Below are 11,801 nucleotides of genomic sequence, written 5' to 3' on the forward strand. Positions count from 1 at the left end.
TCCGAGAAGTGGGGACGTGTGATCAAGGCTGCCGGGATCGAGCCCGAATAGGCTGCGGCATCCGCGACCGGGAGCCGTTCGTCGCCGTTGCGCGCCGCCCGAGACGACCATAGCGGTCCCAGCGGTAAGGCGCCAGATCGATGGCCGCGTCCCGCCCCAGAACAAGGTCACTCACGACGCGCGCGGATCCGCACGCCATCGTCCAGCCCATCGCACCGTGACCGCAGTTGAGCCAGAGGTTCGCGTGCCGCGACGCGCCCAGGAACGGCAGGTTGTCGGGCGTCATCGGCCGCTGTCCCACCCATCTATGCGCGGTGGCATCCCGAATCTCGGGGTACACCCCGTGTGCAAAGGCTTCCAGCGCCTGAAACCGTGCCTCCACCTTGCCGGGCCCCGGAACGCCGATGTCGGCGAAGCCGGTGAACCGCACGGTCTCCTCACCAAAGGACGCCCACGCGACCTTGTGAGGTATCGACACGGCGCCCACGCGCGGGCGCGACGATCGGGCGCCGTGATACGAGATCGAGTAGCCGGTGACGGGAAAGATGGGGAGCGCGTAATCCAGCGACGCCAGAAGCCGGCGCGAGGCCAGTCCCGCCGCTACCACGACCGCATCCGCCTGGTATTGGCCCCGGTCCGTCTCCACACCGGTGACGGCGGCGCCCTTGACGGCAAACCCGCGCACCCGCTCTCCAAAATGGACCCTGACCCCGAGACGGACCGCCTGCTCGAGGGCCGCCGCCGCGTAGCGCGCGGCGTCACCGGTACCGTCGTTCGGACAAAACACGCCTCGTGCGAACTTCACCGAAGCGTCGGCCAGCAGCGGTTCGCAGGCGAGTAACTGGGCGCGGTCCAGACGCTCGAAGGGTTCTCCGGCAGACTTCAGCAGTGCCTCGTCATAGGGGCCGGGCTGGTCGTTCTCGCCATATAGGTAGAGGATGCCGGCCTGTCGCCCACCATAGGCCTCGCATGGCACGACGCCTTCGCCGAACAGCAGATTGCGGGAGTACGTGGCCAGGTCCAGTGCTGCCTGCGAGTTGGCCATCCAGCGGTCGCGCGTGCCTTCGCGTACGAAAAGCGTCGCCCAGCGCAGCATGGACGGCGTCCATGGCGGGCAGATGCTGATGCCCTCTCCGAGGCCCAGGAGGGATTTCAGCGCGGCGCCGGCGACGCCGGGCTCGGCCCAGCTGAAGCAGTGGCCCGGGGACACGAGCCCGGCGTTCGCGAAGCTCGCACCGGCGGCTGCCGTCGGCGCGGCATCGACGATGTCCACGGTGGCGCCCTCACGGGCGAGGGTCAGGGCGGTGACGACACCGGCGATGCCGGCTCCCACAACGACGATATGCATCGGTCCATCCATTCATGGCTTGCGCTGGGTGGAAAGTATATGTATTTTTTGCGTTTACGCAAATTTCTGGAACGGCGATCATGAACAGGAAGGCCACGCGCCGGGGAGCAGCGGCAGATCTCCTGGATCCGGCCACGCTAGGCAAGCGCCTGCGCACCGCCCGCAAGCAGCTTGGATGGACACTGGTGCAGGTGGCAGAACGCGCCAACGTGTCCATCACGACCATCTCCCGCGCCGAACGCGGCCAGCTCGCGCTCGGCTACGAGAACGTTGCCGCATTGGCGCAGGCATTGCAGCTCGACATCGGAACGCTGTTCTCCGACGACTACGCCTTGCCCGCCAACCATGAGGGTCCGGTCGTGACCCGCGCCGGCGAAGGCGTCCGCTACCGCGGGCAGTCGTTCACCTACGAGTTCCTGGCGACGGCCGCCACCGGCAAGCCCATCAATCCGGTACTTGGCACCATTCACGCACGGTCGGTGAATGGGCCCAAAGACTTTGCAAAGCACGCCGGCGTGGAGTTCGTGTACGTGCTGTCCGGCGAAATCGAAGTGCACTTCGAGCACGGCGACAAGGTTCATCTCGGACGCGGGGACTCCCTCTACTTCGACAGCCGGATTGGACATGCGTATATCACGGTGAGCAGACAGCTGGCCCGGGTCATCGGGGTCATCACGACAGAAAGCCAGCACATGATGCTGGCCAAAGAGGAACACGCCGCAGGCGATGTCTGACTATCGCGCCGCGACGCCCGCCCCATCCCTTTACGGCGACGTCGTTTCGGTTATTGCGATTTCGTTTATTTCGAATTACCATGTTGGGGTCCATATCGTAAGCATTGGAGCCCCACGATGCCGCATACCCTTTCTCATGCATCGCTGCCGTCGGCAGCCGAGAGCGCTATCGCGCGCGAGTCATCGCGCAATCTGGCCGTCGTTCTGGACAGCAAGGCAGAGACGCAACAGTTCGACTTCAGAAACGCCCGCGGCGAGGTGCAGCAGGTCACCCTGCCCACCACGGCACTGAAGCTTCTGGTCGATGTGCTCGCAGAGATTGGAAATGGCAACGCCGTGTCGATCATTCCCATTCACGCGGAACTCACAACACAGGAGGCGGCGGATCTCTTGAACGTCTCGCGCCCATACCTCGTGCAATTGCTCGAGAAGAACGAGATTCCGTTTCGCAAGGTCAACACGCATCGACGCGTCCTCTATAAGGACGTGGTGGCATACAAGGAACGGATCGACGGCGAGCGACGCAAGGCGCTCGATGAACTCGCGGCGCAGGCGCAAGACCTCGACATGGGATATTGAGCATGGCGTCTAACTTTGCCGTCATCTACGATGCGTGCGTCCTGTTTCCCGCCCCGCTTCGCGATCTGCTCATGCGGCTCGCTCTGACGGATCTGTATCGTGCCAAGTGGACCGATCGGATTCATGACGAGTGGACACGCAACGTCATCGCGCGGCGTCCTGACCTGGGCGTGGACAAGTTGCAACGCACGCGCGACCTGATGAACGACAAGGTTTGAGATTCGCTCGTCGTCGGCTACGAGCACTACATTGAATCGATCACGTTGCCCGATCCGGACGATCGGCACGTTGTGGCTGCTGCCATCCATGCCGGCGCCGGGGCGATCGTTACCTTCAACCTGAAGGACTTTCCCAAGGCCGCGCTCGCGAAGTTCAACATGGAAGCGCTGCATCCTGACGACTTCATCATGGACTTGTGGGACCTGCACATGGGCAAGGTCCTGGCAGCCGTTGCGGAACATCGCGCATCGCTGAAGAACCCACCGAAGAGTCGGGACGACTACCTTGCCACGCTTCTCCAGCAAGGCCTCACGAACACCGTTGCAACGCTTTCCGATTTCAGTCTGGCACTCTGAAAACAGCCTAGGTCGGCGCGGCACGTTCCTGATTGCGTTGGCTGCTACTGGAAACGGGCAGCCGACGCGATAGTCTTGCGTTATGTCGTGAGCGACAAACCGGTGCCGCCTACAGTCACTATCCACCAGCCACGATCACCAGCGCCTGAATCTTCCCTGCCACCGGCCCTTCACCATACCGATCGGCAATCGCCTTCGTCGCCCGGTCGATCGCAAGGTCGAGCAAGCCCGCATCGCGCGCCTCGATATCGTTGCGCAGGGGCGTGCCAAGGCAATAGGCCGTGGCGACGTCGCGGGCCGAGTCTGCGTGGCTCATCTTCTCGTGCGCCTGGATCTCGATATCGCGGAACCCTGCACGGTGCAGCTCGTCCCGGATCCGCGCGATATCGTGATAGCCGTGTGGCGTGCGGGCGAGGAATGCTGGCGGATCATGGGGAAACACCGTGGCGACGGCTTGGGTGACGACGTCGGCAAAGACGTTCTCCTCGATGCGGTCCCACACGTTGAAGATAAAGCGCCCGCGAGGCTTCAGCACGCGACGCGCTTCGGTGTAGCCGGCGCACCGGTCGGGAAAGAACATGGCGCCGAACTGGCAGCAGACGGCATCGAACGTGCCATCGTCGAACGGCAGGTGGAGCGCATCCGCCTGCCGCCATTCGATACGGCTATCCGCACCCTGCCGTGTCGCGGCGTAGTTGAGCATCGGCGCATTGAGATCGGTGACCATATAGCGCGCGCCAGCGTCGAGCTTCGGCGCAAGCGCCCGCGTGACCACGCCACTACCGGCCGCCGTCTCGAGCACCGAACCGGGCGAGGAAGCCGCGACCAGCTCGGCCAGATCGGCGGCATAGGCCTCGAAGATCAGCGGGACCAGCAGCGTGTCGTAGAACTTCGGGATCGACCCCGAAAAGACCGTGTCGCGCTCAGTCATACCGCCCCCCTAATCAGCCGTCTTGCCGTTGCACCATGGTGGTCGTGCGTACCGGGAGCGTCAAGGTCGTCTGCGCACGGCATCGTGGGAATCGTGTTCCGGCACGGCTGACGGGAAACGAAACGACCATCGTGGAAGCGGCGGTCGCCGGCGATCAGCGAGAAGTCAGCGAGTCGGCCTGCGACGCCGCGAATGTGGCCAGGTCCGGTGCATTGTTCTCTCGGTAGACAATCGCCCTCGCCCGATATGCGCGCGCCGCCCGCAATACGTAGCCGTCATCTCCTGCCGGCGTTCCTGCTGCGCTCGCCCACGCCGCGCGATTTGCTTCCAGCCGGTGCCGAATGAGCGCTTCCAGTGAAGCATTCTGCGACGTCTGGGCGAAGCGGATACCCTGTTCATAGGCAGCGCTCAACCAGCCCATACGGCTATCGAGATCCGCCGCTGCCGAGTCGAATCCCCGCACGTAGAGCGCGGTCGTCAGCGCCTTGTCCTGCGTGTTCTCTATGGCCACTGCTGTCGTGAGGCATGCCAGACCGTATCCCCAGGCATCGAAGCCCAGGCTGCGCCCGTCGTCGAGCAATGCACGCGACAGTTCTCGCGCCTTGTCCGGATTGCGAGAGACATAGAACCCGGCCAGAGCGGCCTGTATCCGGTAACGCTGCGACGCGTCGATACCTGGCAGTTTTGCGTAGGCTCGCTCCACCGCCAGACGCTGCGCGTCGGTTTCGCCCGCCTTCTCGAAGTTATTCGCTGCATCAACCCAATGGCTTGCCGCGAACTCCGCGCCGCTGGCAAGGGCCTCGCTATCGATTGCCAGCGACGACCACAGTTTTGCCGCCTCCAGATACTGGCCGGATTTCTCCAACCGCTTGATATCGTCAATCGCGATGTGGGCCTGGGCAGGCTCCGGCATGGCAGGGAGTGCGACCGCGAAACATAGGGCAATCAGACAATGCGCGCGTTTCATGAATTTCTCTGTTCAATTTCCTCATCCGATGCGACTTAACGGCAAAAATCGTCGCGCAACGAACCCCCAACAAGCGCAAAACTGCTGATATATTACATACCTAGTCGAACCACCAACGGGGGGCGCCGGTGCAAACCCGCGCGCAGCTGACCATGACCACGACGATCGTCTATACCCATGCCGCCTGTCTCGCGCATCAGCCCGGCCCCCATCACCCGGAATCCCCCGAACGGCTGAAAGCCGTCGTGGGCGCGTTGCAGACACCGGAATTCGCCGCGCTGGAATGGCGCGATGCGCCGATGGGCACCGTCGAGCAGTTGCAGTTGATCCACGACGCGGACTATATCGACGATATCGCGCAAAGCGCGCCGGCGCGGGGCTATGTGCCGCTGGATGCCGGCGATACGCTGATGTCGCCGGGCTCGTGGGAGGCCGTCATGCGCTGCGTCGGAGCGGCCTGTGCGGGGGTCGATGCGGTCATGGACGGGCAGGCGCGCAACGTGTTCTGCGCGACGCGGCCGTGCGGTCATCACGCCGAACCGGCCAAGGCGATGGGCTTCTGCATTTTCAATCAGGCGGCCATCGCGGCCGCCTACGCTTACGAGGTGCGCAGGCTCGCGCGCGTGGCCGTGGTCGATTTCGACGTGCATCACGGCAATGGCACGCAGGCGGCCTTCTACAACCGCCCTGAACTGTTCTACGCGTCCAGTCACCAGTCGCCGTTCTATCCCGGTACGGGTGCGCGCTCCGAGACCGGCGTGGACCACAATATCGTCAATGTTCCCTTGCCGCGTGGCTGCGACTCGGCGCAGTTCCGTGCCGCGATCTCCACGCTGCTGCTTCCCGCGCTCAGCGCCTTCGCGCCCGATCTGCTCATTGTCTCCGCGGGCTTCGATGCGCACCGCATGGATCCCCTCGCGGGCATGAACCTCGAGGACGACGACTTCGCGTGGATCACTCGCGAACTGATGCGGATTGCCGACGACACCTGCGACGGCCGCATCGTGTCGATTCTGGAGGGCGGCTACAGCCTCGATGCATTGGCCACGAGCACCGTGGCGCATGTCGGCGCCCTGATGCAGGCGGAGGCATCATCCCATTGAGTCGATCGCGCGAAACTGCGCGCACAGCCTGAACACGTCTTCGGACAACGCCATCTGCTTCGCCTTGCCATAGCGGGTGGCGAGTTTCATCAGTTCCTTGATATCGCGTCCGCTCGCTTTCGGGTAGGTGGCGGTCAATACGTCCACGAGTTCGTCCCCCAGCGCCGCGCCGTACTGCTCGGCCTGCAGGCGCCACAGCCGCGCCGCATCCTCCCTGCCCGGTGTCTCGTACTGGATGGTGGCGATGCACCGCGACAGGATGGCGTCATCGACGTCGCCGGTCCGGTTGGTCGTCATGAACAGCAGCCCGCTGAAATACTCCAGCGTGCGCAGGAACTCCGCGACGATCGCGTTGTGCTCGAGGTCGTTGCCGCGGCGGCGAATGTAGACGTCGGCCTCGTCGAGCAACAGCACCGCGTTCCAGCGCATGGCCCGGCGCAGGATCTCCATCAGGCTTGCGCCGACCGAGGCGGCGGTGGTTCCCAGCTGTCCGGAATGCACGCGGTAGAGCGGCTTGCCGACGACTTCCGCGTAGACCTCCGCGGTCAGCGTCTTGCCCAGGCCGGGCGCACCCTGGCAGAGGATCGTCGTGCCGCCCGATTTGCCCGGCACGAAATCCTGCACCAGCACGTCCATGTGCGACGTCAGGATGTCGATGAGGTCGCGGTGCTGGTCCGGCAGCACCAGCTTGTCGCGCATCTCGGGCCGATACCGGTATTCGGTCAGGTGTTGCACATGCACCCAGATGTTCCGGTGCCACTCCAGATGGAACATGTGCACATAGCCATGGAGCGGCATCTTGTCGAAGCCCGTGGCCACGCCGGACCGGCGCCAGAACTCGGCGTCGTGTGTCACTTCGAAACGGCGCTCGAGACGTTCCTCGTCGTTGATGCAGCGCGCCGCGACGCCGTCGCCCAGGCGCGCGAGCACCGCGGTGCCTTTGCCCTCGACGGTGAACGCAGCCCCCGTGGCGATGTACTGCGCGCCGAAGCTGCGCTGGTAACGCACAAAGCGCTGGGCATGCCGTTCGTATTCCTGCCGAAACTCCGCGCACTCCTTGAAGAAGCCGAAATCGGCGAGAAGCTGCGGAATGGTGCGGTCGATGATCTCGTCGCGCGTGACGATGATCGACGTCGTCATGCCCGCCCTGCGCCGCGCGGGGTCCGTCAGTTCCGAATTGGCGGACAGCATCGTGTTCGCCAGCAGGTCGATGGCGACATAGGGCATGCCCTGCTCGGGCTCCACGTGCCGCACGCGCTGGACCAGCCACGGCAGCAGCACGCCATCGCGGCTGCGCTGATACAGCCAGCCATCGATGACATCGCGCGACAGGTAGGCGACGAGTCCGGCCGACAGCATCTCCAGGCCGGGGATGGTGCGTGCCTGCGGCGCGTTATGGACGTTGTCCAGCGCCAGCATCTGAAAGAGCAGCGCGCGCTCGTTCTGCGATTTGCTCAGCGCATAGAGCGAGTTCAGCGACTGCGCGTCGAACAGGCGCGCCGATACCGACATGCTGCCATGGCAGAGGCCGTGTTCCCTGAGCTGCCGGGCCAGCGGAGACTCGGCTTCGATCAGCGCGAGCAGCGGGTGGATCAGGGACTGCGGAATCTCGAAATTCATGGGTTGCACTCCGTGCTACGCCAGGAAGAAGCGGATGGCCTCGGAGACGATCGGTGGCTGGATCGCATGCGGGCCGTTGAATTCGACATACTCGACGTCGTAGCCGGCAGCCTTCAGCTTGGTGGCATGGGTGCGCCCGCTGGTCTGAATGGGCAACTGCTCGTCGGCCAGGCCGTGCGCGATAAAGACTTTTGGCGCGCCTTCCTGCATGAATATAGACATGAACCCGCCCGAGAACGCGATCACGTGGCTGGCGATATCGCCATTGGTGATGCCGATGGAAAGCGCGTAGCTCGCGCCATCGGAGAAGCCGGCGAAGGCCAGCCGATCCTGCCGAATGCGATAGCGGGCAGAGACGGCGGCCAGCGCCTGCCGCAGCCGCTCGAGGTCGGGCCCGTTGCCGCCGATGACGATGTCCCAGGTGGGAAAGGTCGAATGCGGGGCCAGCACCAGAAAGCCGTGCGCGTCGGCGTGCGGCTCGATAAACGGCAGCACCTTCTCCGGAAAGCCGCCGGCGCCATGGAACATGACCAGCAGCGGCACCGGTCCCTCGCCGAGTGCCGCCGGCACGTACAGGACGGCATCGCGTTCATTGGCAATGCCAAGCCGGTGGCGGCCCGGCGGTAGCGGGGCCTGTGTCGGTTCGGCATGCGTGTAGGTTATCCGGCCCAGCAGAGAGGGATCTAACATGGCGGAAACGATGCATCGTCGGAAGTGTGATATGTAATATATCACCAATGTTGTGCAGATGTCAGCGCGAAGCGGTCGACATCGACACGGCACACATTGCCGACGATGGACTGGCGCTCAGGTACCGGCCTGCAGGAGCGCCATGCGCATGTCTTCCAGTTTCAGGCGAAGCTCGAGGGGCGTGGAGTCGTCCACGTCTCGCATGGCTTCTTCGAGGACGGTGGCAAGGCGTTGCGCGATGACGCTGGGATCGGCGACCTTCATCACGGCTTCGAGGACGGCCACACGTGCCCGGAGTGGCAATTCTTGAGCGACGGACGAGGCTGGGGGCGATTTTGGGTCCATGGCCGCACATTAAGTCCCAAGGCTTACCGGAGTCTTACAAGCGGTACCCGATGCCAGGCGAAGTAGAATCGGGCGTCCCGCCATATCGGCTGCCCCCTGACATCCGCCATTCGCATGCTTCCCGACAGCGATACCCTGCTCCTGCTCGTCTCCCGTGAAATGCCGTTCGGCAAGTACAAGGGAACGCCGATCGCCGATCTGCCGGGCAACTATCTGAACTGGTTTGCGCGGGAAGGCTTCCCGCCGGGAGAAATCGGCCGCCTGCTCGCGCTCATGCACGAACTCGATCACAACGGGCTCGGGCATCTGCTGGCGCCGTTACGGCAGCGCCGATAAGCAGCCATTTACTTACAACGATTCATTGAAAATCCACCAAGCCCAGCCTGGCTAATCAAGCCCTGATCCACCCGCTAAGCTTTGCTCCAACACGAAAACGGCAAGGAGATCTCGTTGCCTGTCATGGGCACCGTGACCGTCGAAGGCGGAAAGATTACCGTGTGGCGCGACTACTTCGACCCTGCCGACTTCGAGCGGCAGCTCGCGCAGGTGCTGGCGGCGGGTTGAACGGCAAGCGTGCGCGTCAGCGCAATCCGTGAAGAATGTCGATGGCCGAGCGGCCGTAAAACAGGGCGGCTTGCTCCGCGGCCTCTCTGGTGAAGTAATCCTCTTCGTCGTCGAGGGTTTCGCCAAAGAGGCGGTCGTCCCGATGCGCCGAGAAGCAGATGGCCATCCGGTAGTTCCACTTCGGTCCCGGCGCACTGTCGCCGATGCCGGCATCCGGCAATTCGAATGCCATCGCATGGATATACATGCCCCGATAGTCTCGGCAGAACCAGCCCATGATCGGCAAGACTACTTCGCCTTGACGAAGGTGGACATGCCGTCGATCGCCTCTCGCGCCGACGACAGCGCCAGTGCGATGGCCGCGTGCGGGGCGCTGGCCGTATGCTGGATCATGCCGGGCAACTGCCGGCGGGAACCCATGCCCTCGCTCACTTGCGTGATTGTCACGGTTGCGAGGAACCGTGGTTGCACCGAGGCACCCGCGTCGGGTGCCTGAGACACCCTTGCCGATACCCGGAAGCCCTTGTAGATGGCATTGTTTTGAGACATGTTGGCCTCCTTTCGCCATCGAGCATACGCCCTATACCTCAAGGTGTCCGATTTACTTTCACGACGGCCTGCACGTGCGCGCATGGTAGTGTTGCGGCTCACGTACCCTGAAAGCCCACGCAATGCAGATTTTGGTCGACGCAGACGCCTGCCCGGTCGTCGTCAAGGACATGTTGTACCGTGCCGCGCAGCGGGCCGAAGTGAATCTCACGCTCGTGGCAAATCAGTACCTGCGCACGCCGCCGTCGCGATTCATCAAGGCGCTGCAGGTGCCGTCCGGTTTCGATGAGGCCGACAAGCGCATCGTCGAGATGGCGGAGACCGGAGATCTCGTGATCACCGCCGATATTCCACTGGCCGCGGCGGCGCTGGAGAAAGGTGCGCAGGTGCTCGACCCGCGCGGCGTGTGGTTCAGCCGCGAGAACATTCAGGAGCGACTGACCATGCGCGATGTCATGGACCAGCTCCGGGCTTCGGGCATCGATACTGGCGGCCCGCCCCCGTTTTCGCCTCAGGACGGCAAGGCGTTCGCCGGCCAACTGGACCGGTTTCTCGCTCAACAGGCAAGACGATAAGCGGCGCGATAACCAGGCCGCTCGATCACGCGCTCAAACCCCTGACATCGATTCGCCGGGCACCAGCCCGCCGATGATATCGAGACCGCGCTGCACCGCCGCGCGCTTGGCCACGCCAAGACTTTCCCAGTTCTGCTCCGGCAGCTTGAACACGCGACCGTTCGCGCCCGACGGCGTTTCGCCTTCGCGGCAGATCACGACCGACGCGCTATACGTGCGGTCAGGCTTGCGCTCGTTCCATTCCCGTGCGGGCGCGTCGAACTTGTACACCAGCGGATAGATGTCGAAGCCATTGGCGCGCGTTGCTGGATAGTTATCCATGTATTCCCCCACTTTTATAGAACCTCGTCCACTGTACGCCTGTTCTGTTGCCGCACTGAGGTTTATTTTCCACGGACGAACTGTAACCGCCGCGGTAATCGCCGCGCTTTGTCGTGTGCACGATAAGGCGCAAACGATGGTGGCTTGCCCTACTCGCCAAACAGGTCCTCGGCGGCCACCACATAGGCGCGCACGCGATCGCGAATCACCTGCTGCCAGTCTTCGGGTCCTGGCTGCCGATAGACCCAGCAGCGGATACCGAGATAGAAGATGCCCCCGTGCATGCCCCAGATCAGCTCGTTCTCGCGCTCGGTGGGCCGGGCCCGCAGCGACAGGCCCAGATGGCGTCGCGTCTCGCGCACGATGCGCGGAAACAGCTTCTCTTTCAGCAGCGCGAGGTATTTCTCGGGGATATAGCCGTCGCTGAGCCCCGAGAACACGAGGATGCGTACCCACTCCGGTGTGAGGATCGCCTTCGCGTAGTCGAGGTAGAACTGCGTGAGTTTCTCCTGCAGTCCCGGCCCCTTGTCGTCGAAGCGCGCCTCCCACTCCGCGTTCCAGCGGCCAAGGTAGACCATCTCGTAGACGCGCTCGATCAGCGCCTGCTTGGTCGGGAAGTAGTGATACAGCAGCGGATGCGTGACGCCGATTTCCTTGGCGAGATCGCGCGTCTGACCTTCCAGTCCGCGTTCCGAGAAAAACTTTACCGCGCCTTGCAGGATCTGGAGTTCGCGTTCCTCTGGCTTGAGTCGGCGCCGCACTTTCTTCTCGTCGTCGGTGGTCATCGGGTGTCGCTGGGCCTTGGGCACGGGAATGGCGGATAGGCCGTCATGATAACTGCTTGGCGCGCCCTGCCGCCCGCGCGATCCATGCGGTGCAATGCCGGTATTTTCGCCAACT

Annotated in this window: 16 protein-coding genes and 1 pseudogene; 7 read left to right on the forward strand and 10 right to left on the reverse strand. The window is 63.6% G+C overall.

The features are described from left to right. Positions 1-22: 22 nt before the first annotated feature. A complete protein-coding gene (locus tag FOB72_RS22000; protein ID WP_191002375.1) occupies positions 23-1,348 on the reverse strand; it encodes an FAD-dependent oxidoreductase in 1,326 nt (441 codons plus the stop codon). Positions 1,349-1,428: 80 nt separating this feature from the next. Between FOB72_RS22000 and FOB72_RS22005 the strand changes: the two genes are divergently transcribed. The 3 genes and pseudogenes from FOB72_RS22005 (at position 1,429) to FOB72_RS22015 (ending at position 3,236) form a co-directional block, all read left to right on the forward strand. Continuing rightward, positions 1,429-2,082, forward strand: a complete 654-nt coding sequence (locus FOB72_RS22005) for a helix-turn-helix domain-containing protein (protein ID WP_150374831.1) — start codon at positions 1,429-1,431, stop codon at positions 2,080-2,082. Positions 2,083-2,199: 117 nt separating this feature from the next. Beyond that, positions 2,200-2,661 carry a helix-turn-helix domain-containing protein gene (locus FOB72_RS22010; RefSeq protein WP_150374832.1) on the forward strand — a complete coding sequence of 154 codons (462 nt, stop codon included), beginning with the start codon at positions 2,200-2,202 and terminating at the stop codon, positions 2,659-2,661. 2 nt (positions 2,662-2,663) lie between these two features. Then, positions 2,664-3,236: pseudogene (locus FOB72_RS22015) on the forward strand (PIN domain-containing protein). Positions 3,237-3,354: 118 nt separating this feature from the next. Here FOB72_RS22015 and FOB72_RS22020 read toward each other — a convergent pair. Next, the gene (locus FOB72_RS22020; RefSeq protein ID WP_150374833.1) at positions 3,355-4,167 is read right to left on the reverse strand and encodes a class I SAM-dependent methyltransferase; all 813 of its coding nucleotides are present in this window, start codon (positions 4,165-4,167) and stop codon (positions 3,355-3,357) included. A 154-nt stretch (positions 4,168-4,321) separates the two neighbouring features. After that, a complete protein-coding gene (locus FOB72_RS22025) occupies positions 4,322-5,134 on the reverse strand; it encodes a hypothetical protein (RefSeq protein ID WP_150374834.1) in 813 nt (270 codons plus the stop codon). Between the two features lie 152 nt (positions 5,135-5,286). Between FOB72_RS22025 and FOB72_RS22030 the strand changes: the two genes are divergently transcribed. Beyond that, a complete protein-coding gene (locus tag FOB72_RS22030) occupies positions 5,287-6,237 on the forward strand; it encodes a histone deacetylase family protein (RefSeq protein ID WP_150374835.1) in 951 nt (316 codons plus the stop codon). Here the strand turns inward: FOB72_RS22030 and FOB72_RS22035 are convergent. The 3 genes from FOB72_RS22035 to FOB72_RS32270 form a co-directional block, all read right to left on the reverse strand. Beyond that, positions 6,226-7,857, reverse strand: a complete 1,632-nt coding sequence (locus tag FOB72_RS22035; protein ID WP_150374836.1) for an ATP-binding protein — start codon at positions 7,855-7,857, stop codon at positions 6,226-6,228. The genes FOB72_RS22030 and FOB72_RS22035 overlap by 12 nt on opposite strands. A 15-nt stretch (positions 7,858-7,872) precedes the next feature. Continuing rightward, complete coding sequence (locus FOB72_RS22040; RefSeq protein WP_150374837.1) at positions 7,873-8,547, reverse strand: alpha/beta hydrolase; 675 nt, start codon at positions 8,545-8,547, stop codon at positions 7,873-7,875. A 117-nt stretch (positions 8,548-8,664) separates the two neighbouring features. Further along, a complete protein-coding gene (locus FOB72_RS32270) occupies positions 8,665-8,832 on the reverse strand; it encodes a hypothetical protein (protein WP_191002376.1) in 168 nt (55 codons plus the stop codon). 174 nt (positions 8,833-9,006) lie between these two features. Here FOB72_RS32270 and FOB72_RS22045 point away from each other — a divergent pair, with 174 nt between their 5' ends. Beyond that, the gene (locus FOB72_RS22045; RefSeq protein ID WP_150374838.1) at positions 9,007-9,228 is read left to right on the forward strand and encodes a DUF3820 family protein; all 222 of its coding nucleotides are present in this window, start codon (positions 9,007-9,009) and stop codon (positions 9,226-9,228) included. A 114-nt stretch (positions 9,229-9,342) separates the two neighbouring features. After that, a complete protein-coding gene (locus FOB72_RS22050; protein WP_223851743.1) occupies positions 9,343-9,456 on the forward strand; it encodes a limonene-1,2-epoxide hydrolase family protein in 114 nt (37 codons plus the stop codon). 16 nt (positions 9,457-9,472) lie between these two features. On the opposite strand, the gene FOB72_RS22055 is transcribed toward FOB72_RS22050, so the two are convergent. Next, on the reverse strand, positions 9,473-9,733 hold the full coding sequence (locus tag FOB72_RS22055; RefSeq protein WP_223851853.1) for a hypothetical protein: 261 nt from the start codon (positions 9,731-9,733) through the stop codon (positions 9,473-9,475). 11 nt (positions 9,734-9,744) lie between these two features. Further along, the gene (locus FOB72_RS22060; RefSeq protein WP_150374840.1) at positions 9,745-10,005 is read right to left on the reverse strand and encodes a GTP cyclohydrolase; all 261 of its coding nucleotides are present in this window, start codon (positions 10,003-10,005) and stop codon (positions 9,745-9,747) included. A 122-nt stretch (positions 10,006-10,127) separates the two neighbouring features. Here FOB72_RS22060 and FOB72_RS22065 point away from each other — a divergent pair, with 122 nt between their 5' ends. Beyond that, positions 10,128-10,580 carry a YaiI/YqxD family protein gene (locus FOB72_RS22065; protein WP_150374841.1) on the forward strand — a complete coding sequence of 151 codons (453 nt, stop codon included), beginning with the start codon at positions 10,128-10,130 and terminating at the stop codon, positions 10,578-10,580. A 33-nt stretch (positions 10,581-10,613) separates the two neighbouring features. On the opposite strand, the gene FOB72_RS22070 is transcribed toward FOB72_RS22065, so the two are convergent. Both FOB72_RS22070 and FOB72_RS22075 read right to left on the reverse strand, forming a co-directional pair. After that, a complete protein-coding gene (locus FOB72_RS22070; RefSeq protein ID WP_150374842.1) occupies positions 10,614-10,901 on the reverse strand; it encodes a hypothetical protein in 288 nt (95 codons plus the stop codon). Positions 10,902-11,050: 149 nt separating this feature from the next. Then, positions 11,051-11,686 (reverse strand): TetR/AcrR family transcriptional regulator, encoded by a 636-nt coding sequence (locus FOB72_RS22075; protein WP_150374843.1) that lies wholly within the window; start codon positions 11,684-11,686, stop codon positions 11,051-11,053. Between the last annotated feature and the right edge of the window lie 115 nt (positions 11,687-11,801).

This window comes from Cupriavidus pauculus (assembly GCF_008693385.1).
Lineage (GTDB): Bacteria > Pseudomonadota > Gammaproteobacteria > Burkholderiales > Burkholderiaceae > Cupriavidus > Cupriavidus pauculus_D.